This is a genomic window from Streptomyces sp. NRRL F-525 (assembly GCF_000716605.1).
GTDB lineage: Bacteria > Actinomycetota > Actinomycetes > Streptomycetales > Streptomycetaceae > Streptomyces.
This window is the reverse complement of sequence record NZ_JNXE01000046.1, coordinates 19,724-45,181: the sequence shown is the minus strand read 5'-3', so window position 1 is coordinate 45,181 and position 25,458 is coordinate 19,724. Positions and strand designations below refer to the sequence as shown.

The 25,458-nt window shown below is 71.1% G+C and carries 27 protein-coding genes; 8 read left to right on the top strand and 19 right to left on the bottom strand.

Features of this window, described 5'->3' with window-relative positions:
• Position 1 precedes the first annotated feature (1 nt).
• Together OO69_RS42135 and OO69_RS42130 are read left to right on the top strand one after the other, a co-directional pair.
• On the top strand, positions 2 to 2,683 hold the full coding sequence (locus tag OO69_RS42135) for an ABC transporter permease subunit (protein WP_033286258.1): 2,682 nt from the start codon (positions 2 to 4) through the stop codon (positions 2,681 to 2,683).
• The gene (locus tag OO69_RS42130) at positions 2,680 to 3,315 is read left to right on the top strand and encodes an ATP-binding cassette domain-containing protein (protein WP_033286257.1); all 636 of its coding nucleotides are present in this window, start codon (positions 2,680 to 2,682) and stop codon (positions 3,313 to 3,315) included. Before OO69_RS42135 ends, OO69_RS42130 begins: the two co-directional genes overlap by 4 nt.
• Before the next feature lie 58 nt (positions 3,316 to 3,373).
• Here the strand turns inward: OO69_RS42130 and OO69_RS42125 are convergent, their stop codons facing one another.
• Positions 3,374 to 4,093 carry a transglycosylase family protein gene (locus tag OO69_RS42125; RefSeq protein WP_033286256.1) on the bottom strand — a complete coding sequence of 240 codons (720 nt, stop codon included), beginning with the start codon at positions 4,091 to 4,093 and terminating at the stop codon, positions 3,374 to 3,376.
• A 504-nt stretch (positions 4,094 to 4,597) separates the two neighbouring features.
• Between OO69_RS42125 and OO69_RS42120 the strand changes: the two genes are divergently transcribed.
• A complete protein-coding gene (locus OO69_RS42120) occupies positions 4,598 to 5,386 on the top strand; it encodes a hypothetical protein (RefSeq protein WP_033286255.1) in 789 nt (262 codons plus the stop codon).
• Between the two features lie 37 nt (positions 5,387 to 5,423).
• Positions 5,424 to 5,846, top strand: a complete 423-nt coding sequence (locus OO69_RS42115) for a hypothetical protein (RefSeq protein WP_033286254.1) — start codon at positions 5,424 to 5,426, stop codon at positions 5,844 to 5,846.
• Positions 5,847 to 5,950: 104 nt separating this feature from the next.
• On the opposite strand, the gene der is transcribed toward OO69_RS42115, so the two are convergent.
• The 6 genes from der to OO69_RS42085 all read right to left on the bottom strand — a co-directional run bounded on the left by der (position 5,951) and on the right by OO69_RS42085 (position 11,051).
• Positions 5,951 to 7,426: a ribosome biogenesis GTPase Der gene (der, locus tag OO69_RS42110; protein WP_033286322.1), complete on the bottom strand. Its 1,476-nt coding sequence runs from the start codon at positions 7,424 to 7,426 to the stop codon at positions 5,951 to 5,953.
• Between the two features lie 75 nt (positions 7,427 to 7,501).
• A complete protein-coding gene (locus tag OO69_RS42105) occupies positions 7,502 to 8,089 on the bottom strand; it encodes a lysophospholipid acyltransferase family protein (protein WP_390165486.1) in 588 nt (195 codons plus the stop codon).
• Between the two features lie 53 nt (positions 8,090 to 8,142).
• Complete coding sequence (cmk, locus tag OO69_RS42100) at positions 8,143 to 8,838, bottom strand: (d)CMP kinase (RefSeq protein ID WP_033286252.1); 696 nt, start codon at positions 8,836 to 8,838, stop codon at positions 8,143 to 8,145.
• A 227-nt stretch (positions 8,839 to 9,065) separates the two neighbouring features.
• Positions 9,066 to 10,160: a prephenate dehydrogenase gene (locus OO69_RS42095; protein ID WP_033286251.1), complete on the bottom strand. Its 1,095-nt coding sequence runs from the start codon at positions 10,158 to 10,160 to the stop codon at positions 9,066 to 9,068.
• The gene (gene aroH, locus OO69_RS42090; protein WP_033286250.1) at positions 10,157 to 10,525 is read right to left on the bottom strand and encodes a chorismate mutase; all 369 of its coding nucleotides are present in this window, start codon (positions 10,523 to 10,525) and stop codon (positions 10,157 to 10,159) included. The genes OO69_RS42095 and aroH overlap by 4 nt, the downstream gene beginning before the upstream one ends.
• Positions 10,526 to 10,616: 91 nt before the next feature.
• Positions 10,617 to 11,051 carry a YidB family protein gene (locus tag OO69_RS42085; RefSeq protein WP_033286249.1) on the bottom strand — a complete coding sequence of 145 codons (435 nt, stop codon included), beginning with the start codon at positions 11,049 to 11,051 and terminating at the stop codon, positions 10,617 to 10,619.
• 177 nt (positions 11,052 to 11,228) lie between these two features.
• Here OO69_RS42085 and OO69_RS42080 point away from each other — a divergent pair, with 177 nt between their 5' ends.
• From OO69_RS42080 to OO69_RS42065, 4 genes are read left to right on the top strand one after another with little or no spacing between them, the layout of a single operon-like run.
• Complete coding sequence (locus OO69_RS42080; protein WP_033286248.1) at positions 11,229 to 11,897, top strand: hypothetical protein; 669 nt, start codon at positions 11,229 to 11,231, stop codon at positions 11,895 to 11,897.
• Positions 11,898 to 11,924: 27 nt separating this feature from the next.
• Positions 11,925 to 12,509: a DUF6529 family protein gene (locus OO69_RS42075; protein ID WP_033286247.1), complete on the top strand. Its 585-nt coding sequence runs from the start codon at positions 11,925 to 11,927 to the stop codon at positions 12,507 to 12,509.
• A gap of 49 nt (positions 12,510 to 12,558) precedes the next feature.
• Positions 12,559 to 12,972: a Rieske (2Fe-2S) protein gene (locus tag OO69_RS42070; protein WP_033286246.1), complete on the top strand. Its 414-nt coding sequence runs from the start codon at positions 12,559 to 12,561 to the stop codon at positions 12,970 to 12,972.
• A gap of 21 nt (positions 12,973 to 12,993) precedes the next feature.
• A complete protein-coding gene (locus OO69_RS42065; protein ID WP_033286245.1) occupies positions 12,994 to 13,686 on the top strand; it encodes a DNA polymerase beta superfamily protein in 693 nt (230 codons plus the stop codon).
• On the opposite strand, the gene OO69_RS42060 is transcribed toward OO69_RS42065, so the two are convergent.
• The 12 genes from OO69_RS42060 to OO69_RS42005 form a co-directional block, all read right to left on the bottom strand.
• Complete coding sequence (locus OO69_RS42060; RefSeq protein WP_051801624.1) at positions 13,675 to 14,085, bottom strand: type II toxin-antitoxin system VapC family toxin; 411 nt, start codon at positions 14,083 to 14,085, stop codon at positions 13,675 to 13,677. The genes OO69_RS42065 and OO69_RS42060 overlap by 12 nt on opposite strands.
• The gene (locus tag OO69_RS42055; RefSeq protein ID WP_078652813.1) at positions 14,082 to 14,405 is read right to left on the bottom strand and encodes a type II toxin-antitoxin system Phd/YefM family antitoxin; all 324 of its coding nucleotides are present in this window, start codon (positions 14,403 to 14,405) and stop codon (positions 14,082 to 14,084) included. Before OO69_RS42055 ends, OO69_RS42060 begins: the two co-directional genes overlap by 4 nt.
• A gap of 62 nt (positions 14,406 to 14,467) precedes the next feature.
• Complete coding sequence (locus tag OO69_RS42050; protein ID WP_033286243.1) at positions 14,468 to 15,490, bottom strand: ADP-ribosylglycohydrolase family protein; 1,023 nt, start codon at positions 15,488 to 15,490, stop codon at positions 14,468 to 14,470.
• Positions 15,487 to 16,215: an NUDIX hydrolase gene (locus tag OO69_RS42045; RefSeq protein WP_033286242.1), complete on the bottom strand. Its 729-nt coding sequence runs from the start codon at positions 16,213 to 16,215 to the stop codon at positions 15,487 to 15,489. Before OO69_RS42045 ends, OO69_RS42050 begins: the two co-directional genes overlap by 4 nt.
• Positions 16,216 to 16,369: 154 nt before the next feature.
• Complete coding sequence (locus OO69_RS42040) at positions 16,370 to 17,554, bottom strand: pseudouridine synthase (RefSeq protein WP_033286241.1); 1,185 nt, start codon at positions 17,552 to 17,554, stop codon at positions 16,370 to 16,372.
• Positions 17,554 to 18,210 (bottom strand): SMC-Scp complex subunit ScpB, encoded by a 657-nt coding sequence (gene scpB / locus OO69_RS42035; protein WP_033286240.1) that lies wholly within the window; start codon positions 18,208 to 18,210, stop codon positions 17,554 to 17,556. Before scpB ends, OO69_RS42040 begins: the two co-directional genes overlap by 1 nt.
• Positions 18,207 to 19,193, bottom strand: a complete 987-nt coding sequence (locus tag OO69_RS42030; protein WP_051801622.1) for a segregation and condensation protein A — start codon at positions 19,191 to 19,193, stop codon at positions 18,207 to 18,209. Before OO69_RS42030 ends, scpB begins: the two co-directional genes overlap by 4 nt.
• Before the next feature lie 18 nt (positions 19,194 to 19,211).
• Positions 19,212 to 19,760, bottom strand: coding sequence for a hypothetical protein (locus OO69_RS42025; RefSeq protein ID WP_078652812.1), 549 nt, complete (start codon positions 19,758 to 19,760; stop codon positions 19,212 to 19,214).
• A complete protein-coding gene (locus tag OO69_RS42020) occupies positions 19,745 to 20,881 on the bottom strand; it encodes a ParA family protein (RefSeq protein ID WP_078532803.1) in 1,137 nt (378 codons plus the stop codon). Before OO69_RS42020 ends, OO69_RS42025 begins: the two co-directional genes overlap by 16 nt.
• Before the next feature lie 402 nt (positions 20,882 to 21,283).
• On the bottom strand, positions 21,284 to 22,399 hold the full coding sequence (gene ald, locus OO69_RS42015) for an alanine dehydrogenase (RefSeq protein ID WP_033286319.1): 1,116 nt from the start codon (positions 22,397 to 22,399) through the stop codon (positions 21,284 to 21,286).
• Positions 22,400 to 22,541: 142 nt separating this feature from the next.
• Positions 22,542 to 24,629: a tetratricopeptide repeat protein gene (locus tag OO69_RS42010; RefSeq protein ID WP_033286238.1), complete on the bottom strand. Its 2,088-nt coding sequence runs from the start codon at positions 24,627 to 24,629 to the stop codon at positions 22,542 to 22,544.
• Positions 24,630 to 24,797: 168 nt separating this feature from the next.
• Complete coding sequence (locus tag OO69_RS42005; RefSeq protein ID WP_033286237.1) at positions 24,798 to 25,424, bottom strand: NUDIX domain-containing protein; 627 nt, start codon at positions 25,422 to 25,424, stop codon at positions 24,798 to 24,800.
• Between the last annotated feature and the right edge of the window lie 34 nt (positions 25,425 to 25,458).

The following is a 25,458-nucleotide window of genomic DNA, read 5'->3' as shown; positions in this document are numbered from 1 at the left end:
CATGTCCTCCTTCACCTACGACCTCACCCTCGCCGGTCTCTCCGTCGGCAGCGCCGCCGCGCTCACCGGGATCGGCCTGATCGTGACGTACCGGGCGACCGGCGTCCTCAACTTCGCGCACGGCGCGATCGCGATGGTCTGCGCGTACGTGCTGCGGCAGTGCGTGGTGGGGTGGGGCTGGCCGTTGTGGCTGGGCGCGGTGGTGACGCTGCTGTTCCTCGCGCCGGGTATCGGGGTGGCTCTGGAACGGTTCGTCTTCCGGCCGTTGGCGGTCATCGGCGGCGATCCGGCGCAGACGCTGGTCGCGTCCATCGGGGTGTTCGTGCTGCTGGTCGGCGGGGCCGCGCTGGTGTGGGGGCAGGGGGCGCGGGACGACGCACCGGAGCTGGTGTCGGCCGATCCCTGGGGGCAGTTGGCGGTGGTGCTCGTGCTGGCCGCCGGAGTTGGGGCGGTCATCCGGTGGACTCGGTTCGGGCGGGAGCTGCGGGCCGTGGTGGACGACCGCCAACTCGCGGTCCTGGGTGGCGTGGACGCGGACCGGGTGGCTTCGGCGGGCTGGGCGTTCGGGTCGTTCACGGCGGGCCTGACGGGCGTGCTCCTCGCGCCGTCCGTACGCCTGGACCCGTACGGTCTGCCGCTGCTCGTCATGGAGGTGGTGGCGGTCGCGGTGGCCGCGCGGATGCGGAGTCTGCCGGTCGCGGTGGTGGTGGCGCTGGGGATCGGCGTCGGGCAGAGCCAGTTGACGCGGCTTCATCTGCCGGGCTGGGAAGGCGAGTTGTCGCAGGCGGCGGGCGCGAACCTGTTCGTGGTCGCCCTGTTGGTCGCGGCGCTGGTGCTGCCCGGTGTCGGCTCCCGGGACGCCCTCCCGCGTACGGCGACGGCCCGGGTCGCGACGCCTCCCGGTGCCTGGATCGTGGCCGGGGTGCTGTTCCTCCTCCCCCTCGGCTTCGCGGGCTCGGACCTGCACACCTCGGTCCAAGTCCCGGCGCTGGGCGTGGTGTTGCTGTCCCTGGTGGTGGTCACCGGACGCGGCGGCCAACTCGCGCTCGGACAGGCCGCGTACGCGGGCCTGGGTGCCCTGTTCACGGCGTTGCTGGCGGCGGGCTGCTTCCCGGGCCTGCCGCGCCTCCCCGAACTGGCCGCGCTGGCAACGGCGATGGTCCTGGTCGCCCCCCTGGGCCTGCTGACCGGCTGGCCCGCGATCAGCCGCCACGGCCTGTCCCTCGCCCTCGCGACCTTCGCGGTCGGCGTCGGGGTCAGCCGCTTCGTCTTCGCCCAGCCGTACGCCACGTCGGGCCTGTCACTGGCCCGCCCGTCGGGCTTCGACGGCGACCGCGCGTACTACGTCCTCGAACTCGCGCTCCTGGCAGCCGCGTTGCTGGCCACCCACGCCCTGCGCCGGGGCCGCACGGGCCGCGCCCTCGCCGCCCTCCGCGACCACGAACAGGGCGCGTCGGCAGCGGGCGTCCAGGTCCCGTCCCTGAAACTCCTGGCCTTCGTCGCGGGCGCCGCCCTGGCCGCCCTCGGCGGCGGCATGCTCGGCATGGGCGTCCGCGCCTTCGACCCCTCGGCCTACGACCCCGTCCGGGGGCTGCTGTGGTTCGCCGCGGTGGTCGTCCTCGGCGCCGACAGCACACTGGGCGCGCTGGCGGCCGCGGCCTTGTTGGTCGGCCTGGACGCGGGGGCGCGGGGTGGGGTGGCGGCGGCGCTGATCGGGGTGTTGGCGGTGTGCGTGGGGCGGTTTCCCGGGGGCCCGTACGAGGCGTTGCGGGTGGCGGCGGGGCGGCTGCGGCCTCAACGGAGGGTGCGGCTCACGGTGTTGGGGGTGGGAGTGCGGAGGAGGTTGCGACCCGCGGATGTGCGCACAGGGTCAACGGAGGCTGCTGGGCCGGGTGTTGCGCACCCACCGGCGATCACCGAGAGGCCGCGCCTCCCCGAGCCCACGCCCGGACCGACCACCCTCCTCCCCCGACCACGCACCACCCCACCCCTCCTCACCGCCCACACCCTGCACGCCCGCTACGCCGGCTTCACCGCGCTCGACGGAGTCGATCTCGTCGTGCGGGCCGGGGAAGTCACCGCCGTCGTCGGGCCCAACGGGGCCGGAAAAAGCACCCTGTTCCACTGCCTGGCCGGGACCGTGCGGCCCGCGCGGGGGCAGGTCCGGGTCGAGGGACGGGACATCACCCGGCTGCCCGCGCACGCCCGCACCCGGCTCGGGATCGCCCGGACCTTTCAACAGCTCGCCGTGTTCCCCTCGTTGACCGTCGCCGAGAACGTGCACGTGGGGGCCGAGCAGGGCCGGGTCACCGAACCCGGCGCCGTGGAGCGGGCGTTGCGGCTGTTCGGGCTCGACGGAGACGTACGGTCGCTGCCCGCCGCCGGCCTGCCCACCGGGACCCTGCGCCGGGTCGAACTGGCGCGGGCGTTCGCCGGCGGCCCTCGCGTGCTGCTGCTCGACGAGCCCGCCGCCGGACTCGACACCGCCGAAGTCACCGCGCTGACCCTGGTGTTGAGGGCGCTGGCCGCCGAGGGCACCGCCCTGCTCGTCGTCGAGCACGACCTCGATCTGGTCGCCGACCTCGCCGACGTGGTCCATGTGATGGCCGCGGGCCGCATCGTCTCCTCCGGCCCGCCCGGCCACGTCCTCGACACACCCCGCACCCGCGAGGCACCCGCATGACCATCGCCCTCCGCCACGCGCGCGTGCGCTACGGCCCCCTCGAAGCCCTGCACGGCATCACCCTCGCCGCCCCGACCCGCGGGCTCACCGTCCTGCTGGGCCGCAACGGCTCCGGCCGTACAACCGCCCTGCGCGCCCTCGCCGGTACGGTCGCGCTGTCGGGCGGCGCGGTGGTGTGGGACGGCGCCGACGTGACCCGTATGCCCGCTTACGAACGAGCGCGCCGGGGACTGTGCCTGGTGCCGGAACGGCAGGCCGTGTTCGGGTCCCTCACCGTCCACGAGAACCTCGAACTCGCGGCACCGGCATACGGCTTCGCCCTCGACGCCTATCCCCAGCTCCGCCCCCTGCTCCCCCGCCGGGCCGGCACCCTCTCCGGCGGCGAGCAGCGGATGCTCGCGCTCTCCCGGGCCCTGCTGGCACGCGCGCGTGTCGTGCTCGTGGACGAACCGGCCCAAGGCATGTCGCCCGCGGTCGCGGCGCACACGTACGAACTGCTGGGCGGGCTGGACGCGTGCGTGGTCGTGGCCGAGCAGCGGCTGCCGCCGGTGCTGCGCGGCCGGGCGGCGATCGTGTACGAACTGCGGCGCGGGAGGGTCGAGTTCAGCGGCGAGGCTGCCGAACTGGCGTAACGGGCGCGCCCCCGCCCGATCGGAGGACCGGACGGGGGCGGCGCGGGAGCGGCTCGGCTCAGAGGTCGAGCTGCTGGCCGGGGACGATCAGATCGGGGTCGGCGCCGATGACGGACTTGTTGGCGGCGTAGACCTTCCGCCAAGTGGTCCCGTGCTGGGCGGCGATGGCGCTCAGGGTGTCGCCCTGGCGGACGGTGTAGTCGCCGCGGGACGTGCCGCGCGAGGCGTTGTTCGTCCCGCGAGCCGGCGCCTGCGCGGGCTTCGACGGGGTCGCCTTCTTGGTCGACTGCTTCTTCGTCGACCCGGTTGCCGACTCGGACTTGGATCCGCTGGACGACTTCTTCGTCGACTTCTCGCTCACCGTGCCGGAGGAGGTCCCGGGTGCGCTGCCGCTCGCTCCGGCCCGTGCCGAGCAGACCGGCCAGGCGCCCCAGCCCTGGGCCCGCTGGACCTTGCTGGCGACGGCGATCTGCGCGGACTTGGAGGCCTGGTCCGCGGTGGCCGCGTAGGCCGAACCGCCGTAGGCGCGCCAGGTTCCGGCGGAGAACTGGAGTCCTCCGTAGTAGCCGTTGCCGGTGTTGATGTGCCAGTTGCCGCCGCTCTCGCACTGGGCGATGCGGTCCCACACCCCGCTGTCGGCCGCCGCGGCGTTGCCGCTCGCGGCCAGCAGTCCGAGGGGGGCGAGCAGGGCCGCCCCGGCGAGGACCGCCGTCGTACGCGCTTGACCCTTGTGAGCCTTGGGTGCGTTCTCGCGAGTGGTATCGGCACAGTCGGACATGTAGTTCCCTCTCCAACAACCCGGGGTCCCCCAAGGCGGTTCGCGGCTCCCACGCATCGACGTGGTCCTCGCGCTCCTCCCCGTCCGCCGGAAGTGGTGCTGCTTGCTGGCTTGTTCGGCCGGCGGACGTGTCCCGAGCGGTGCTCGTTGCACACGGCGGAGGAATGTACGGAGGTGGACGAGCCGATGTCGACCAACTCCCCGTCCCCGCAGGCCAGTTCACTGTTACCGCGGGTATCGGCACTTTTCGGCCACCCACTACATTCGCTGATTTCACGATTTTTCGACCAGTTGCCGACACGTGCTGTGACTCGGTTCACGCGGCCAACTCCCTTGACCTCTCACAGAGTTGACATGGAGTGTCCGATTCCGCACCGACTGTGACCGTCCGCTTCGGTTGGTTCGATTCGGTTCGCTCTGGAGCGTGACTCCCGCCACAGATCCTCCGTTGTCTTCTGCATGAGCCCGGGACCCACCGGGCACCGCATTCCGAGGGAGCCACCCGTGCCGCGCATGCTCGACGTCAGCGACGACGTACGCGCCGAGATCGGCGACGAAGAAGCCGACCGGCTGCTCGCCGGAGACAACGCCCCGGGCAGTTACGACTGCACGTCGTGCCGCACCCAGGGCGACTCCGATCAGGAGCGCACCAGCACCGTCCTGTTCATCGGCGACGAGACCGCCGTCCTCGCCTTCGCCCACGCCACCTGCCTGCCCTCCCAGATCGTCCAGGTCACCGAGGAGCAGCTGCAGGGCGCCGTCCGCTCCATCAGCGGCAACACGCACGCCCCGGCCGGCGCACCGGAGAAGGCCGTACCCGAGCAGGCCGTGCTCGGGGTGACCAGCGGACTCGTCCTGATCTCGGGGGAGTTGCACCCCGCCCTGGTCGTCGAGCCGACCGCGCCGATCGTGCGGCCCGGCTCGACCGACGTCGGGGACGACTTCCTGCCGCTGCTGATCGAGCAGGGCTTCATGCCGCTCAGCGAGATCACCACCGTGCCGCCCGTGCTGCACGGCTGGTCGGTACTGCTCGCCGCGGGCCAGCTGCACGCGGTGCTCCAGCCGAGCAGCAACGGCGGTTCCCCGGTGGCCTGGTGGCAGGCGCACCAGCCGCTCCAGGTCACCGACAGCTGGAGGGCCGCCGCCAACAAGCACCAGCAGGTGCTGATGTTCGCGGCACCGGTCGGCTCGATCGGCCGCCAGCCCCGCGAGGACCTGCTGCGCAGCGCCCTCGACAAGGCCGCGGCGAACGGCCAGTTGGTCGGCTCCGCGCTCCCGCTCGCGGGCACCTGAGCCGCATCCCTTCAGGTCACGCGTCGTTTGGACATACGTGCACACATACGACGTTCCCCGCAGCCGGCCCTACCAGTCGATCCCGTCCTCGCGATCGGCACAGGACAGCCCCGGCGGCCCCTCGGCCACGCCGATCTACGACCGGCTCTACTCGGAGTGGGTCAAGACCTTCCGCTCGCTGCCGGGTGACCGCAGCGGCGAGGAGGAGCTGGGCTTCACCGCCTTCGGGCACAGCCCGCACAGCACGGGCTCGTTCAGCGGCGGTTCGTTCGGCGGGGGTTCACTCGGCGGGGGTTCGTACAGCGCGTACAGCGCGGGGGCCTACAGCGCCCGGCAGCAGTCGCAGTGGCAGCGCGTCGGGCAGCTCGGCCACGCCGGGCAGCAGCAGCAACAGCACGGCCACACCGGGATGCACCACATCCCGGCGGCCCTGCCGCCCGGCCCGCGCCGGGGCATCTGACGCGGCACGCACGCACACGAAGAGGGCGGCCCCTGTGGAGACAGGGGCCGCCCTCTTCGTCGTAGAACGACCATGAACGACCGTGAACGGCCGTACGGCTGCGGCTACTTCTTCTTGCCGCGCTTCTCGCGGACGCGGACCGAGATGTGGATCGGGGTGCCCTCGAAGGCGAACTCCTCGCGGAGGCGGCGCTCGATGAAGCGGCGGTAACCGGCCTCGATGAAGCCGGAGGCGAAGAGCACGAAGCGCGGGGGCTTGGTGCCGGCCTGGGTGCCGAAGAGGATGCGGGGCTGCTTGCCGCCGCGGACCGGGTGCGGGTGGGCGGCGACCAACTCGCCCAGGAACGCGTTCAGTCGGCCCGTCGGGACCCGCGTCTCCCAGCCGGCCAGGGCGGTCTCGATGCCCGGGACCAGCTTCTCCATGTGGCGGCCGGTGCGCGCCGAGACGTTCACCCGGGGCGCCCACGAGACCTGGGCGAGCTCGGTCTCGATCTCGCGCTCCAGGTAGTAGCGGCGCTCCTCGTCGAGGGTGTCCCACTTGTTGAAGGCGAGGACGATGGCGCGGCCCGCCTCGACGGCCATGGTGACGATGCGCTGGTCCTGCACCGAGATGGACTCGGAGGCGTCGATCAGGATGACCGCGACCTCCGCCTTCTCGACGGCGGCGGCGGTGCGCAGCGAGGCGTAGTAGTCGGCGCCCTGCTGGAGGTGGACGCGCTTGCGGATGCCCGCCGTGTCGACGAACTTCCAGGTGATACCGCCCAGTTCGATCAGTTCGTCGACCGGGTCACGCGTCGTACCCGCGATCTCGTTGACGACGACGCGCTCCTCGCCGGCCACCCGGTTCAGCAGCGAGGACTTGCCGACGTTCGGCCGCCCGATCAGCGCGATCCGGCGGGGCCCGCCGACGGCGGTGCCGAAGGTCTGCTCGGGCGCCTCCGGGAGGGCCTCCAGGACGGCGTCCAGCATGTCGCCGGTGCCGCGCCCGTGCAGCGCGGAAACGGGGTGCGGCTCGCCGAGCCCCAGGGACCACAGGTAAGAGGCGTCGGACTCACCGCTCAGACCGTCGACCTTGTTGGCCGCCAGCACGACGGGCTTCCCGGCCTTGCGCAGCAGCCGTACGACCGCCTCGTCGGTGTCGGTCGCGCCGACCTTGGCGTCGACGACGAAGACGACCGCGTCGGCGGCCTCGATCGCGTACTCGGCCTGGGCGGCCACGGAGGCGTCGATCCCGAGGACGTCCTGCTCCCACCCACCGGTGTCGACGACCTTGAAACGGCGGCCCGCCCACTCCGCCTCATAGGTCACACGGTCCCGCGTGACACCGGGCTTGTCCTCGACGACGGCCTCGCGGCGGCCGATGATGCGGTTGACGAGAGTCGACTTGCCGACGTTCGGCCGGCCGACGACGGCGAGGACGGGCAGCGGCCCGTGTCCCGCCTCGCCGATGGCGCCCTCGACGTCCTCGATGTCGAAGCCCTCTACGGCGGCGAGCTCCATGAACTCCGCGTACTCGGCGTCGCCGAGCGCCCCGTGCTCGTGCTCCTCGCCGGAGCCGTCGGGCTGGATCTGGTCGTTCATGAAGATCGGTACCTCGTTCATCGTGGTGATCGGTGGAACCCCCGGATTTCGGGTGATCCACTACTCAAGTGTCTCTTAGCGCCCGGTGAGGCGCCTGGCGTCGTCCAGGTGGGCGGCCAGCTGCTTCTGGATGCGCTCGGTGGCCTCGTCCAGTGCCTTGCGCGTACGGCGGCCGGAGCCGTCGCCCGCGTCGAACGGGTCGCCGAAGACGACGTCGACGCGGGAGCGCAGCGGGGGCAGCGCCTTTATCAGTCGTCCGCGCTTCTCGGCGCTGCCCAGCACGGCCACCGGCACGATCGGGGCGCCGCCGCGGACCGCGAAGTAGGCGAGCCCGGCGCGCAGCGCGGCGAAGTCGCCCTCACCGCGGCTGCCCTCGGGGAAGATCCCGAGGACCCCGCCGCCCTTCAGCACGTCGAGCGCCCGCGTGACGGCGGTACGGTCGGCGGTCGACCGGTCCACCTCCAGCTGTCCGACGGCGCGCATGAAGGGTCCGAGCGGCCCCACGAACGCCTCTTTCTTGACCAGGAAGTGCGAAGCGCGGGGTGCCACACCGATGACCATGGGGCCGTCGATGTTGTGCGAGTGGTTGACGGCGAGGATCACCGGACCGGTGGCGGGAACCTTCCAGGAACCCAGCACACGCGGCTTCCACAGCCCGTACATCAGGCCGACGCCGATGCGCCGCCCGATCTCGGCGCCGCGCTCCGTAGGTGCGGTCACTTCGCTGCCCGCTTCTCCCCGACGAGGGTGACGACGCACTCGATGACCTGCTGGAGCGTGAGGTCGGAGGTGTCCACCTCGACCGCGTCGTCCGCCTTCGCGAGCGGCGAGGTCTTGCGCGAGGAGTCGGCCGCGTCCCGCTTCAGCAGCGCCTCACGGGTCGCCTGTACGTCGGCGCCCTTCAGCTCACCGCTGCGGCGGGCGGCACGCGCCTCCGGGGAAGCGGTGAGGAAGATCTTCAGGTCGGCGTCGGGCAGCACGGTCGTACCGATGTCCCGCCCCTCGACGACGATGCCGTGCTCGGCATGGGCGGCCAGCGACCGCTGCAGCTCGGTGATCTTCGCCCGCACCTCGGGCACCGCGCTGACCGCGCTGACCTTGGAGGTGACCTCCTGGGTACGGATCGGTCCGGCCACGTCCACACCGTCGACGCTGATGGTCGGGTTCGCCGGGTCCGTACCGGAGATGATCTCCGCCTTGCCTGCCACGTCCGCGATCGCGGTCGGGTCGGTGAGGTCGATCCCGTTGTTCACCATCCACCAGGTGATCGCCCGGTACTGGGCGCCGGTGTCCAGATAGCTCAGCCCGAGCTGCGAGGCGACGGCCTTCGACGTGCTCGACTTGCCCGTGCCGGAGGGGCCGTCGATGGCGACAATCACTGCCGGGGCGGTCCGGGCGGCGCCGTTTTCCACGGGAGGACACCTTCCTGGTGCGGGGTGGTGAGCGGGGCGGGGTCGCGAGTGCGCCCCGGACAAGGTTACTGGGTTCACGTCACTCGTCCGGCCGGACGGTTACCGCTTGACGCGGGCAGGCGATTCTCAGCCCGTCCGGCGTTTGAGGACGAGGCCCCTTCAGGGCCGACGGGGGTCTGGGGGCGCAGCCCCCAGAAGACGCCCGCCCCCACACACCCCGCACCCACCTACTGCCGGATCGCCCAGCCCCGCTCCCGCAGCCCCGCCGTCAACACCGGCGCGGCCTTCGGCTCCACCATCAACTGCACAAGCCCCGCCTGCTGCCCCGTAGCGTGCTCGATCCGCACATCCTCGATATTGACCCCCGCCATCCCCGCATCCGCGAAGATCCGGGCCAACTGCCCCGGCTGGTCGTCGATCAGCACAGCCACAACCTCGTACACCCGCGGAGCGGACCCGTGCTTGCCGGGCACCCGGACCTGCCCAGCGTTGCCCCGCCGCAGCACGTCCTCGATCCCGCCCGCACCTTCCCGCCGCTTGCCGTCATCGGCGGACTGCAGCGCACGCAACGCCCGAACCGTCTCCTCCAGGTCCCCGGCGACATCGGTGAGCAGATCGGCGACGGGCCCCGGGTTCGCGGAAAGGATGTCGATCCACATCCGGGGATCGGACGCGGCGATCCGGGTCACATCCCGAATCCCCTGCCCACACAGCCGTACGGCGGCCTCCTCGGCGTTCTCCAGCCGCGCGGCGACCATGCTGGACACCAGATGAGGCATGTGGGAGACCAGCGCCACAGCCCGGTCGTGCGCATCCGCATCCATGACGACCGGCACCGCACGGCAGTGCGAGACCAGCTCCAGGGCGAGGTTCAACACCTCGGTGTCGGTGTCACGCGTGGGCGTCAACACCCACGGGCGGCCCTCGAAGAGGTCACCGGTCGCCGCCAGCGGACCCGACTTCTCGCGCCCGGACATGGGATGCGAGCCGATGTACCTGGACATCACCGCCGGTTCGAGCCCCAGCGACTCCAACTCCCGCCGCGGACCGCCCTTGACGCTGGCCACGTCGAGGTAACCCCGGGCCACCCCCCGCCGCATCGCGTCGGCCAGCACCCCGGCCACCAGCGCGGGCGGCGCGGCGACGATCGCGAGGTCGACGGGCCCGTCCGGCGCCTCGTCGGTACCGGCGCCGAGCGCGGCGGCCGTACGCGCCTGCTCGGGGTCGTGGTCGGCGAGGTGGACCACGACTCCGCGCGAGGCGAGGGCGAGCGCGGCGGACGTACCGATGAGCCCGGTGCCGATGACGAGCGCGGTCCTCACTGCGCGATGTCCTTGCGCAGCGCGGCCGCCGCACCGAGGTACACGTGCGCGATGTCGGCGCGGGGCCGGTCGGACTCGATGTGCGCGAGGACACGGACGACCCGCGGCATCGCGCCCTCTATGTCGAGTTCCTGCGCGCAGATCAGCGGCACGTCGGCGAACCCGCTGCCGAGCTTGCGCGCCGCGGCCGCCGGGAAGTCGCTGTGCAGATCGGGCGTGGCCGTGAACCAGACGCTGATCAGATCCTCGGCGGTGAGGCCGTTCCGCTCCAGGACGGCCGTGAGCAGCGCTCCGACCTGCTCGTCCATGTGCCCGGCCTCGTCCTTGTCCAGTTGGACGGCGCCCCGAACCGCTCGTACCGCCACGGTTTAGCTCCTCGCTGATATACGGCTCTTGGTTCATCCAGCCTAATCAGCCCGTCCGGCACGGGTGCGCGGCGCCCGCCCACCGAGACGTTCACGGGGACTGTTGCCGGACCAGTTCCTCCAGCGAGGCCGCCTGCGGCACCTGCCCCTCCGGGGTGAGCTTGTCGACGGCCTGGGGCAAGGTCTGCGCAAGGTCGCTCGCGGCCTGCTCCGGGGTGACACCGGCCTGCTCGGCGACCTTCTGCAAGGTCTCGTCGGGCAGCGCCTGCTGGATCTGTGCGCCGGTGACGGACTGGTTCTGCCCGGTACCGACCCAGGAGTCCTTCTGCGCGGCCAGCCCGGACTTGGTGAGCATGTCGAGAAGCCCACCCAGCGGATTGCTTCCGGCACTCCCGCCGCCCTGACTGCCGCCGAGGGCCGAGAGCAGCGCGCCCAGGATGTTGCCGCTGCCGGAACCGCTTTGGCCCCCTCCGCCCGCACCCTTCAGAAGTCCACCGAGAAGGCTGCCGAGATCGTTGCCCGCCATGGCTCGCACCTTTCGAGAGCGGCCGGCCGCTGGTCGGGGCCCGGCCTCGAACCCTGCCAATGTCACCCGAACCGTCCCGTTCCGCTACTTGGGGTGAGATCATCCCGGTATGCCTCTTTACCCACGGCCCGGAGTCCGCTCTGATGGGCTGGAAGCACACCTCGGGGGAGGGCCACAGTGAAGCGTCCTGGACCATTGCTCACACTTCTGGCGGGCCTGGTGCTGGGCCTGTTCATGCTGACGCTCAACGCGACTTCGGGAACGAAGACCGCGTCGTCCTCGTACAGCGAGGCATCACCGTCCGCGTCACAGAAGACGCCACCGACACCATCCGCCACGCCCAGCCCCAGCCCGACGCCATCGCCGTCGAAGCCATCCGTCGCGAACGCCAACTACGCCGGCCGCACCGACGACGACGCCGCCTCGATCGCGGTCTCCGTCCGTGACGGCAAGGCGGTCGCCTACTTCTGCGACGGCCGCTACAAGGAGGCCTGGCTCCGGGGCCGCGTCAACAACAACGGCAGCATGAAACTCACCGCCCCGAACGGCGCCGTACTCGACGGCAGGATCGAGCAGGGCAAGAAGATCACCGGCACCGTCAAGGACGAGGGCCGCCCGTACACGTTCACCGCCGACAAAGCCGTCAAGCCGTCCGGGCTGTGGCGCGCGACCGCCAAGGTGCGCGGCGCCAAGATCGACGGCGGCTGGATCGTGCTGCCGAACGGCCGCCAGACCGGCATCGTCACCCGCGACGGCAAGGCCACCTCCGCACCCCGTATCGACCCGGAGACCGGCGCGGTCACGGTCGACGGCCAGCAGCTCACCGCCCAGCCCGTCACCCCCTGACCCACCGTCCGCCTCAGGGAGCCGATCATGACCGCCGACCCGAACGCCGCCACCCAGTCCTACCCCCCGCGCCCACCCGCACCCCACCACGACAGCCCCGCCCGCTACCTGGTCCCGGCCCTGGTCGCCGCCGCCGTAGCCGTCGGCCTTGGCGTCTACGGCAAGGTCCACGACCCGGCGGGCACCGCCTTCAACCTCGCCGGCTTCAGCAGCACGGGCGCGGTGAAGTCCTGGCTCGCGACGACCGCGTTCTTCTTCGCCCTCGTCCAGGTCGTCTCGGCCTTCATGGTCTACGGCAGGCTGCCGGGCCCGAGTTGGTCGGCGACGCTGCACCGCTGGTCGGGGCGGATCGCGTTCCTGGTGGCCGTGCCGGTCGCCGTGCACTGCCTCTACGCGTTCGGCTACCAGACGTACTCGACACGCGTGATGTGGCATTCCCTCCTGGGGTGCGCGTTCTTCGGCGCCTTCAGTGCCAAGATGCTGCTGCTCCGCTCGGAGCGGCTGCCCGGCTGGCTGCTGCCGGTCGTCGGCGGACTGGTCTTCACCCTCCTCACGCTGCTCTGGCTGACATCCGCGCTCTGGTTCTTCCGCACGGTCGGAGTGACGACATGACCACGGTCGCAGCGACCAGGCGACTACCCACCCCCCTCGGAGTGACCACATGACCGACAGCTCGACGCGCCGCACGGTCCTCGCGACGGGTGCGGCCGCCGCGCTCACCGCAGGCTGCAGCAAGTACGGCGACAGCAACGACTCCTCGGGCTCGTCGTCCGTGAAGGCCACCGGCGGCCAGGAGCTGGCGAAGACCTCCGAGATCCCCGTCGGCGGCGGCAAGATCTTCAAGGACCAGAAGATCGTGGTGACCCAGCCGAAGAAGGACGAGTTCAAGGCCTTCTCGGCGATCTGCACCCACCAGGGCTGCACGGTCGGCACCGTCGCGAACGGCACCATCGACTGCCCGTGCCACGGCAGCAAGTACCGCATCGCGGACGGTTCCGTGGAGGCGGGTCCGGCGCCGAAGCCGCTGCCCGCCGAGCAGATCAAGGTGGAGGGAAATTCGATCCGCCTGGCGTGAGTTGCGACGTACGCTCCGGGAATGCCGTTCGAGAGCCTGGTCCGCGACCACACGATCTACGCCTGCGTGATGGGTTCACGCGCCTTCGGCCTGGCGACGGACGGCAGCGACACGGATCGCCGGGGCGTGTTCGTGGCCCCCACTCCCCTCTTCTGGCGCTTCGAGAAGCCGCCGACGCACATCGAGGGCCCGGCGGAGGAGCAGTTCAGCTGGGAGCTGGAGCGCTTCTGCGAACTGGCCCTGCGCGCGAACCCCAACATCCTGGAGTGCCTCCACTCCCCCCTCGTCGAGCACGTCGACGCCACGGGCCGTGAACTCCTCGCCCTGCGCGACGCGTTCCTCTCCCGCCAGGTCCACGAGACGTTCACGCGCTACGCGTTGGGCCAGCGCAAAAAGCTGGAGGTCGACATCCGCACGCACGGCGCCCCGCGCTGGAAACACGCGATGCACCTCCTCCGCCTCCTCACCAGCGCCCGCGACCTGCTCCGCACGGGCACCCTGAGGATCGACGTCGGCGACCGACGCGCCCCGCTCCTCGCGGTGAAACGCGGCGAAGTCCCCTGGCCGGAGGTGGAATCCTGGATGACCCGCCTGGCCACGGAGACGGACGAGGCGGCGACCCGCACCCCACTCCCGGCGGAGCCGGACCGACGCCGCGTGGAGGACTTCCTGATCGGGGTCCGCCGCGCGTCCACCGACGCCCTAGCGGGGTGACGCCACCGCCAACCCCGCGTTGGCGGCGGCCTCGCCCTGCCGCTTGTCGTACGTCACGAACCAGCTGACCCCGTGACCGAGCTTCAGCGCCGCCACGGTGTGGATCGCGTCGAGGCTGCGCAGCAAGGTGTCCGGCGTCAAGTCCTCCGCGTCCTGCATCAGTTCGGGCGTGAGACGAACCCGCGCGATGGCGTTCAGCAGCGCGTCGGCGGCCGCCCGCTCGTCCTCGTCCGCGCCGAGCCGGTGCAGCAGCAGCCGCACCTCGGTCTGCGCCAGGTCACAGGTGATGACACAACGCATTCCGCCGTGCTGCCCGATCCACTGCTCCAGCGCGGCCGTCTCCGCCTCGGCCCGCAGCAGCTTGGCGATCGCCGACGCGTCGAGGTAGAGCAGCGTCACCGCGTCTCCTTCTCGCGCTGGGCGAGCAGCTCCGCGGTGGGGCCGCGTCCCCCCGCGTCCCGTCTGACCGCGCGCAGCCGCTCCAGCGCGTCGGCGGCCTCGACGCCGTAACTCTCGTCCATGACCGAGGCGTCGAGCAGGCCGATGGCGATCGCGGCACGGATGTCCCGCTCGGCCGGCTCCAGCGGAGACAGGATGGCGACCGGCACCCCGTCCCGAGTGACCTCGATCGACTCCCCCGCCGCCACGGCGTCCAACAGAGCCGCGGTGTGCCGGGACAGCTCCCGGACCGGCACGCGTCTGCGCTTCGCCTTACTCATGCCTGCCACGATAGGCCCACTGTCTGACACCGCCCATCGACGTCAGACACAGTCGAGATGCGTCAGGCATCCCAGAGCGCCCCCAGCCCCACCAGCTCCCCCCGATACTCGATCCGCCGCGCCCACTCCTCCGGCCACGCATCCGCCCCGAGATGCGCCCCCGCGAACGCCCCCGCAAGACAGGCGATCGAGTCCGAGTCACCGGACGTACAGGCCGCCCGCCGCAACGCGGTCACCGGCTCCTCGACGAAGAGCAGGAAGCACAACAGCCCAGTGGCCAGCGCCTCCTCCGCGATCCAGCCCGCGCCGGTCGCCAGGCACGGGTCGGTCTCCGGGGAGACTGTCCGTACCGCGTCCTCGAGCCGGCCGAGCACCTCCAGGCACTCGTCCCACCCCCGCGCGATGAAGTGCTCGGGCGTGGGGTCCTGGCTCCGCGTCCACAGGTCACCCAGCCAACGGTGGTGGTACCGGGTCCGGTTCTCGACGGCGTACGACCGCAGCAGCCCGACCAGCCCGGTCGGTTCCGCACCCTGCGCGAGCAGCCGCACGGCGTGCGCGGTGAGGTCGGACGCGGCGAGGGCGGTCGGGTGACCGTGGGTCAGCGCGGACTGCAACTGAGCCGCGCCGGACCGCTGTTCGTCGTCCAGACCGGGGATCAGCCCGATCGGCGCGACGCGCATGTTGGCCCCGCAGCCCTTCGAACCGATCTGGCTGGCGTCCTGCCACACCCGCCCCTCGCCCTTCAGCAGGTTGCAGGCGACGAGGCAAGTCCGGCCCGGGGCACGGTTGTTGTCCGGCGACTGATACCAGTCCACGAACTCCTCACGCACCGGCCGCTCCATCCGCTTGGGCCCAAGCAGCCCCCGTTCCATGGCAGTTCGCATACCCCGCCCCAACGCCAGCGTCATCTGCGTGTCATCGGTGACGATCGCGGGCTTCGGCAACTCCATCTCCCGCCAGGGACCGAACTTGGCGAGGATGTCGGGCACGGCGTTGAACTCGGTCGGGAAACCCAGCGCGTCCCCGAGCGCGAGGCCGATCAACGCCCCTGTCGCAGCACCCTTGTTGACGGTGGTCGAGGTCATGCGAGACGTCCTTCCCGGGTCGGCCGGAGCAGCGGTGGATACAGGGCGGTGGCGGTCCCGGCGCGGTACAGCGCCGCCGGCTTCCCCCGACCACCCGTCAACTTGGCCCCGCCCAGCACAGGTTCGACGAAACCCGGCGTCGCGAGCACCTTGCGCCGGAAGTTCGGCCGGTCCAACTCCGCGCCCCACACGGTCTCGTAGACCTGTTGCAGCTCCCCGAGCGTGAACTCGGGCGAACAGAAAGCCGTGGCGAGGGAGCTGTACTCCAGCTTGGCGCCCACCCGTTCGTGCGCGTCGGCCAGGATCCGGTCGTGGTCGAAGGCGAGCGGCCCGAGCGCGTCGTACGGCAGCCAGCGGGCCTGCGCCGCGTCGCTGCCCGCGTGCGGCTCGGGCGGATCGGGCACCAGCGCGGCGAAGGCGACGGTGACGACCCGCATGCGGGGGTCGCGGTCGGGCTCGCTGTAGGTGCGGAGTTGCTCCAGGTGCAGCCCGGAGACGTCCGACAGGCCGGTCTCCTCGGCGAGTTCACGCCGGGCGGCCGTCTCCGCGGACTCGTCCGGCGCCACGAAGCCGCCGGGCAGCGCCCAGTGCCCGGCGTACGGCTCCTGTCCGCGCTCGACGAGCAGCACGTGCAGGGCGCCCGCGCGGATCGTCAGGACGGCGAGGTCGGCGGTGACGGCGAAAGGTTCGAAGGCGTACTTGTCGTAGCCCGGTGTTGTGATCATGAGCAACCACCCCCCTTAATAGTCAGTTCGACTATAAAGGGGGGTCGCGGTCCCGCACAACCCCCGGCACCCGAGGAAGACGACGAGAACGAAACGGCCGGCCCCGGAGAAACCCGGAACCGGCCGCACTCAACTCACGCCTCTAAAGATCGACTTACAGATCGACTTCCTGCATCAGCATGCCGACCTCGGTGTTCGACAGCCGTCGCAGCCAGCCCGACTTCTGGTCGCCCAGGGTGATCGGACCGAAGGAGACCCGCACCAGCTTGTCGACCGGGAAGCCGGCCTCCGCGAGCATGCGTCGCACGATGTGCTTGCGGCCCTCGTGGAGGGTCACCTCGACCAGGTAGTTCTTGCCGGTCTGCTCGACGACCCGGAAGTGGTCCGCTCGCGCGTACCCGTCCTCCAGCTGGATGCCGTCCTTGAGCTGCTTGCCCAGGTCGCGCGGGATCGGGCCCACGATGTGCGCGAGGTAGGTCTTCTTCACGCCGTACTTGGGGTGGGTCAGCCGGTGCGCCAGCTCGCCGTGGTTGGTGAGCAGGATCACACCCTCGGTCTCGGTGTCGAGCCGCCCGACGTGGAAAAGACGCGTCTCGCGGTTGGTGACGTAGTCGCCGAGGCACTGGCGGCCCTCGGGGTCCTCCATCGTCGCGACGACACCGGCGGGCTTGTTCAGCGAGAAGAACTGGTACGACTGCGTCGCCACCGTCAGGCCGTCGACCTTGATCTCGTCGTGCTCGGGGTCGACCCGCAGACCCTGCTCGACGACGATCTCGCCGTTGACCTCGACCCGGGACTGCTCGATCAGCTCCTCGCAGGAGCGCCGGGAGCCGTAGCCCGCCCGTGCGAGGACCTTCTGGAGCCGCTCGCCCTCCTGCTCGGCGCCCGGGAAGGTCTTGGGCAGCTTCACGTCCTTCTTGCCCGCGTACCGCTCCCGGTTGCGCTCCTCGGCCCGCGCGTCGTACTCACGCGAGGTCGCCGGCGCCCAGCGCCCGCGGCCGGTGCCCTGGCCCTGCTTGGGGCCGCCCTTGGCACCACCGCGCGCGGCGGCACCCCGCCCTGACTTGGGACCTTCGTGGGATCCCGTGGGGCCTACGTCGTAGCGCCGCTCTTCGGGACGCGGCTTTCCGGCGCGCTTGGGCTTGTCGTCACGGCCTCCCGCGCCCCTCGGCTGGGAGCCGCCGCCACCGGCGCCCCGGGAGTTGCCCGCGCCGGAGCCACGGCCGCCGCCGCCCCCACCGGAACCCCGGGGATTGCCGCCCCCGCCGGTCCCGCGGGGGTTGCCGCGCCCGCCGCTCCTACCGCCGCCGCCACTGCTGCCACTGCCACTGCTTCGCATCAAAGTTCCGTCGTCGTCGTTTCGTCTGCATCTGCATCCGGTGCATCCGGATCGAACGACGGGACCCCTTCCAGCGTCTCCGCCTCGATCGCCTCAGCCTCAGGGAGGAAGGGCGCGAGCTCCGGGAGCTCGTCCAGGCCGCGCAGGCCCATCCGCTCCAGAAAGTAGTTCGTCGTCACGTACAGGATCGCACCTGTTTCGGGTTCCGTGCCCGCCTCCTCGACCAGACCCCGCTGCAGGAGGGTGCGCATCACACCGTCGCAGTTGACTCCGCGGACCATCGAGACCCTGCTGCGGCTGACCGGCTGGCGGTACGCGACGACCGCCAGGGTCTCCAGCGCCGCCTGGGTGAGCCGGGCCTGCTGACCGTCCAGGACGAAGCCCTCGACGGCCGGCGCGTACTCCGGCCGCGAGTAGAAACGCCAGCCCCCGGCGATCAGCCGCAGCTCGAAACCGCGCCCCTGGACGGTGTACTCGTCGGCCAGCTCGCGCAACGCGTCCGCGATCCGCCGTTTGGGCCGCTGGAGTATTTTCGCGAGGTGTTCCACGGTCGCGGGCTCGTCCACGACCATCAGGACGGCCTCCAGGGCGGGCTTGAGGTCGAGCTCCGCGACGCCGGACGGGCTCGCCGGTACGCCCGTGGTCTCCTCGCTCACGCCGACTCCTCCTTGGTCTCCTTGGGCGGCTCGGGCGGCCGGTCGAACTCGTCCGTCACCACCGGCTCGCCTTCCCCCTCCCCACCGGTCCAGCGCACGATCAGATCCCCGAGCGCGGTCTCCTGGTCCAGCGCGACGGCCTTCTCCCGGTACAGCTCCAGAAGGGCCAGGAACCTCGCTACGACGGTCAGGGTGTCGTCGGTGTCGTCCACGAGCACGCTGAAGCTGGCCTCGCCGAGCTCCCGCAGCCGCGCCACCATGATCCCGGCCTGCTCCTGCACGCTGACGAGCGGCGCGTGGATGTGGTCGACGTACACCTGCGGCTTGGGCTTGGCCTGCATCGCCTTCACGGCGAGCTTGGCGAAGCCCTCGGGCCCGATCCGGATGACGACCTCGGGCAGCAGCTCGGCGTGGTGCGGTTCGAGCCCGACGGTCCGGGGGTAGCGCCGGGCCTCGTCGTCGAGCCGCCGGTTGAAGATGTCGGCGATCTGCTTGTACGCCCGGTACTGCAACAACCGCGCGAACAACAGGTCCCGCGCCTCCAGCAACGCGAGATCGGCCTCGTCCTCGACCTCGGCGGCGGGCAGCAACCGCGCCGCCTTCAGATCCAGCAGAGTCGCCGCGACGACGAGAAACTCGGTCGTCTGGTCCAGATCCCAGTCCGGCCCCATCGCCCTGATGTGCGCCATGAACTCATCGGTGACCTTGGACAGCGCCACCTCGGTCACATCGAGCTTGTGCTTCGAGATCAACTGGAGGAGAAGGTCGAAGGGCCCCTCGAAGTTGGCGAGCCGGACCTTGAAAACCCCGTCATCGGGTTCTTCGACAGGCTCAGCAGATTCTTCTACGACCACCTCGGGCACCGGCACCGGCTCCGCCACGGCGACCTGCGCCTCGGGCTCGGGAGCCGCGCCCGGCCCCTTGCCCAGCGCACGCCGACGGCCGGCGGGGGCGCCGGATGCGGGAGCGTCGTTCGAGGTCATGGCCCCCGCAGGCTACCGCTACCGCCCGCGAAGGCGGCGGACGAGAATGCTCGCGTCCCCGCGTGACTCCAGATCGGCCAGGACCACGGCGACCGCCTCACGGACGATCCGGCCGCGGTCGACCGCGAGGCCGTGCTCGCCCCGGAGCATCAGGCGCGCGTGCTCCAGGTCGATGAGTTCCTCGGCGGAGACGTACACGGTGATCTTCTCGTCGTGCCGCTCGCGCCCGCTGGGCCGACGGTTGGCCTGCGCCCGCTGTCGCTGCTTCCGAGGCTGGGCAGAACCTTCCTGCGCCTCCTGACGTCGTCCTGAGCCGTCCGCGGACCGGCTGCGGGACTCGCCGCCGTCCGAGTCCGCCGCGACGTGCTCGGCGCCCTCTCCGTCACCGCCCTGGGCCGGTACGGACTGCGGGGCGTCCTCCCCGGCGGTGGGATCGCTCTCCCCCGCCGGAGCCGGCACCCGGGCCTCGCCGTTGGCCCGGCTCCTCGGGGTGGACGACTGAAGCGCCATCCCCCCTGTCGTACGGAACAGTTCGTCGGCCCCCGGCAGACTCACTCGGCGTGACACCGGGCGAGCACCTCCCTGGCGAGCTGGCGATAGGCGGCGGCACCGACGGAGTTGGAGGCGTACGTGGTGATCGGCTCACCGGCGACCGTGGTCTCCGGGAAGCGCACCGTGCGCCCGATGACCGTGTGGTAGACGTGATCGTCGAACGCCTCGACCACGCGCGCGAGCACCTCACGGCTGTGCACGGTGCGGGAGTCGTACATCGTGGCGAGGATCCCGTCGAGCTCCAACTCGGGGTTGAGGCGCTCCTGGACCTTCTCGATGGTCTCCGTCAGCAGGGCGACACCGCGCAGCGCGAAGAACTCGCACTCCAGCGGCACGATCACCTTGTGAGCCGCCGTCAGGGCGTTCACGGTGAGCAGGCCGAGGGAGGGCTGACAGTCGATCACGATGTAGTCGTAGTCGGCCATCAGCGGCTTCAACGCCCGCTGCAGCGTGGACTCGCGCGCGACCTCGCTCACCAACTGCACTTCGGCGGCCGACAAGTCGATGTTGCTGGGCAGCAAGTCCATGTTCGGGACAGCTGTCTTGAGCAGAACCTCGTCGGCCGACATGCCCCGCTCCATGAGCAGGTTGTAGACGGTGAGGTCCAACTCCATGGGATTGACGCCCAGTCCGACCGACAGCGCGCCCTGCGGGTCGAAGTCGACGAGCAGTACGCGTCGGCCGTACTCCGCGAGCGCGGCACCCAGGTTGATGGTCGACGTGGTCTTGCCGACGCCGCCCTTCTGGTTGCACATCGCGATGATCGTCGCGGGGCCGTGACTGGTCAGCGGACCCGGGATCGGGAAGTAGGGCAGCGGGCGTCCGGTCGGGCCCACGCGCTCGCGGCGCTGACGGGCGGCGTCGGGCGCGAGTGTGGCCGCGTACTCGGGATCGGGCTCGTACTCGGCGTCGGGGTCGTAGAAGTGCCCGTCGGGCAGTTCGTCGTAGTCGGCGAAATGGTTGTGGGGCGCGCCCCTTCCGTCGCCGGCCATGGCGTTCACGTGATGGCCATCCATGCTCTGGTGTGCTGGCTGGGTCACCCCTGGCTTGTGGTGACCCTGGTGGGCTGCGAAGGTTCGCACCGCAACGGAGCCGACAGCCTCGAACCCCGCGGGCTCCTGGCCCCTTGCAGGCATTCCTGGTTGACCACCCCCGGGAGAAAATGTCGACTCATTCACAAGTCGTCTTACCTCCTTGGTGACCAGGGAACTTCTCGATAGGTCAGCGTGGCACCATGCCGACGGTTGGCGACTCTATGGCGTGTCGGGTGTTCGCAGCAACACAATCCGCCGGACCCGGCCCGATGTGTCGGCAATGAAACATCCCTCTGTCAAGGGCGTACGGCAGTCGCACGGCAGGTTTCACCGGTGCACGAATCGGTTCAAGGGTTACGTTCGGCGCGAGTTGACCGAGTGCCGCAAAGTGACCATACACACACTTCCGGCCGGACCTGTCGAGCAAGGTCCGGCCGGGTGCGCTGAGTTGACGACCTGTGTTGACGTATCGCCTTTTACCGAACGGTGACTTAGTCGACAGAGTCAGCCGAGCAGCGATTCCAGCTCGACGTGCTCGAGTCCGTGCGCCTCGGCGACCTCGCGGTAAATCACCTTGCCGTCATGGGTGTTGAGGCCCTTGGCGAGAGCAGGATCACGTCGCAGCGCGTCGGCCCAGCCGCGGTTGGCGAGCTCCACGATGTACGGGAGCGTCGCGTTGGTGAGCGCGTAGGTCGACGTGTTCGGCACCGCGCCGGGCATGTTGGCGACGCAGTAGAAGACCGAGTTGTGGACCGGGAAGGTCGGCTCGGCGTGGGTCGTCGGGCGCGAGTCCTCGAAGCAGCCGCCCTGGTCGATCGCGATGTCGACAAGAACACTTCCGGGCTTCATCCGCGACACGAGTTCGTTGGTGACCAGCTTCGGCGCCTTGGCGCCCGGGATGAGCACCGCGCCGATGACGAGGTCGGCGTCCAGGACGGCCTTCTCCAGCTCGAAGGCGTTGGACATGATCGCCCGGACCTTGGTGCCGAAGACCTTGTCGGCCTCGCGGAGCTTGTTGATGTCGCGGTCGAGCAGCGTGACGTGGAAGCCCATGCCGACGGCGATCTGCGTGGCGTTCCAGCCGGAGACCCCGCCGCCGATGACGACGGCGCGCGCGGGCTGGGTGCCGGGGACACCGCCGGGGAGGACACCGCGGCCGCCGACCGAGCGCATCAGGTGGTAGGCGCCGACCTGCGGGGCCAGCCGGCCCGCGACCTCGGACATCGGGGCGAGCAACGGCAGGGCGCGGCCCGGGAGTTCGACGGTCTCGTAGGCGATCGCCGTGGTGCCGGACTCGACGAGCGCGTCGGTGCACTCCTTGGAGGCGGCCAGGTGCAGGTACGTGAAGAGCGTCTGGTCCTTGCGGAGGCGGTGGTACTCCTCGGCGATGGGCTCCTTGACCTTGAGCAGCAGGTCGGTGGTGGCCCACACCTCGTCGGCGGTGGCCAGGATCTGCGCGCCTGCGGAGACGTACTCGTCGTCCGTGATCGAGGAGCCGACGCCGGCGTTCTGCTCGATGAAGACCTGGTGGCCGTGGCGCACCAGCTCGTGCACGCCGGCGGGGGTGATGGCCACCCGGAACTCGTTGTTCTTGACCTCGCGGGGGATGCCGACCTTCACGTCGATCACGGTCCTTGGCTCAGAGGGTGTGGGGCAATACATCTCATACCCGGACATGCATGAGCGCACCGGGAGACCGCAGGAGAAGGTGCGGCAGAGCCAGTCTAATGAAGGTGTTCTCCGTGTCTAGCCTTTCAATGCATCAATCTTCTGCGGATGTACTACGGATTTCGCAGGCGTTAGCGTCTTGTTCCAGGGGTTCGGAGGCGGATTCCGGGGTTTCGGGGGCGGAATCGGCCTCCAGAAGCTCCTCGCCCAGCATCCGCTCGGCCGTCCCCCGGTGCAGCGCGGCAGACGCCGGATCGCCGAGCCGGTCGAGGGTGTCGGCCAGCCGCAGCTGGAGCGCCGCCTGCAGCCGTACGTCATCCGCGCGGCGCGCCCACTCGACGGCCTCGTGGCAGGTGGCGAGCGATTCCTCGGGGCGGCCCGCGTACTCCTGGACCCGCGCCAGCTCGCTCAACGCCCTTGCCTGGGCGGCCACATCGCCGTTCTTGCGGTGCCCGGCGACGGCCGCCCGCCAGTTCCTCAGCGCCTCGCCGTAGCGGCCCGCATAGGTGTGCGCGGCGCCGATCCGGCCGTAGAGCCGGGCGGCGTCCACGCGCTCGTCCCGGGCCTGCCGCTGGGCGAGCGCGCGGCCGAACCAGTCGGCGGCCCGGTCGTAGTCACCGAGCTCCTGGTGCGCGCCGCCTACGGATTCCATCGCGCGGCCGGTCGCATACGGGTCGTTCGCTTCGCGTCCGGCGTCCAGCGCGGCCCGGTAGCGGGCCAGTGCCTCGGTGGTCCGGCCGGTCTGCGCGTCCAGATCGGCGAGGTTCAGCAGCGCGGCGGCCTTCTCGCGGGGCAGGTTCCGCCGCTCGGCCACGTCGAGGACGAGGCGGTGGATGCCGTAGAGCTCGGGGGCGGCGGCCTGGGTGCCGAAGTGGGCGACCATCGCGCGCACGAGCTGGGACATCAACCGGCGGGCCAGCGTGTCGAGTTCGCCGTCGGCGACCGCGAGGCGGGCGGAGGCGAGCAGGGCGGGCTGGCGGACGCGGAGCCAGTCGGCGGCCGCTCGGGGGGTCGGGAAGCGCAGCGCGCGGGGCGTGCCGAGGAGTTTCTCGCGGGCCTGCGGGCTGTCCGTCTCGGTGATGGCGCGGCAGGACTGGAGCAGCCGTACGGTGCGCTCCAGCATGCGGGCGCGGGCCAGCTGGAGTTCGGCCGGGCGGTCCTGGGTCTCGGCGAGGGCGTGCAGGAGGGGCTGGAGGCAGCCGGGGACCTCGTACTGCGGGAGCGGCGAGTCCAGGGCCCGCAGCAGACCGGCGGCGACGAAGTCGTCCAGGGTGGTGCGGGCGCCGTTGACGGAGCAGCCGGCGAGCGCGGAGGCGGTCTGCGGGTCGACCAGGCCGGCCGGGGCGAGGGAGAGCAGTCGCAGTATCCGGGCGGCCGGGCTCGGCAGGGAGCCGTAGACGAGCCGGAAGACGCGGCTCAGGGGCGTGCCCTCGTCGCTCTCGGCGTGCAGGTGCTTGGCGAGGTCCGCTACGGCCGCCTGCGGGCGGGCGGCGAGCCAGCCGCCGGCCAGGGTCAGGGCGGCCGGCTGGTGCCGGCAGGCCTCGACGAGGCCCTCGGCGGCGACCGGGTCGACGGTGATGCGGACCGCGCCGGTGTAGCGGGTGAGGAGTTCCAGTGCGGACTTGGTGTCGAGGCCGCCCAGGGTGCAGGGGCGGACGTCGGCGATGCCGGTGAGCGGGCCGCCGGAGACGGCGACGACCAGGCAGTCCGGGGAGTCCGGCAGCAGCGCGTCGACCTGCTCGGCGTCGGCCGCGTCGTCCAGCAGGAGCAGCGCCCGCCGGTCGGTGAGGGCCTCGCGCAGGATGTCCGAGAGGTCGTCCTCGGAGGCGCCGGCCGGGGTCGGCAGCTCCAGGGCGGTGAGGAGTTCGCGGGCGGTGCGCTCGGTGGGGACGGGGGTGCCGTCGGGCTCGCTCAGCCGGGCCCGGAACACACCGGCGTCGTAACGGTCAGCGACCTGTCGGACGAGTTCCGCGGCCAGCGCGCTGCGGCCGGAGCCGGGCTTGCCCGCGATGAGGAGGACCCGCGCGCGAGGGGCCTTGCGGCCCGCGATGGTGTCCAGGCCCGCGCGCTCGATGTCGGCGCGCAGCTCCTTCAACTCTCTTGCACGGCCCAGGAATTGGCCCTCGACAGAAGTGTCCTCGGACAGCCTCACGCCGCCGGTGTCCACCGCCTGATCCGTCACGGGCCACGCTCCCGTCCCACTGCACGCGCATAGCCCGCCGGGACTCCGGATCGGGTGATTCCAGAGCCTAGTTCACGCTCTGCGACGAACCGTGCGGAGCGCGGCGGGCACGTCCCCCGATCGGATCAGCCGATCGTCACACCGGTGATCGATGACAAGGGGGTGGGTTCAGGACTCGAAGGGACGCGCCGGCCACGGCGCCTCGGCGGGGCGCAGCGCGTCGACGCCGTCGCCGTGCCGGGCGGCGACCAGGGCGAGGACGCCGACGGCGAGGCAGTTGTTGTGCAGCTCGCCGGCGAGGACCCCGCGGACCAGGTCGTCGACGGGCACACGCGCGTGCTCCATGTCGGCCTCCTCGTCCTCGACCTCGAAGCGCTGCCCGTCGGCCTCGGACAGGTTCCGGGCCAGGAAGACGCGGATGGCCTCGTCGCAGCCGCCGGGCGTGGTGTAGACGTCGGTCAGCACCCGCCAGTCCTCGGCCTTGACGTGCGCCTCCTCGTACAGCTCGCGCTGGGCGGCGTGCAGCGGGTTCTCACCGGGGATGTCGAGCAGTCCGGCCGGGATCTCCCACAGCTTCTGCCGTACGGGGTGGCGGTACTGCTTGATGACCAGGACCCGGTCCTCCTCGTCCAGGGCGAGGATCGCCACGGAGCCGGGGTGGACCTGGTAGTCGCGGTGCACGACCGTGCCGTCGGGCATGACCACGTCGTCGGTGCGCACGGAGGTCTTGTTGCCGACGAAGGGGGTCACGGTCGCCCGGATCTCCCACTCCTCCGGGGTGTCCTTGATCGTCATGCGCTGTCCCTCCACACGTACCCGAAACCCACGT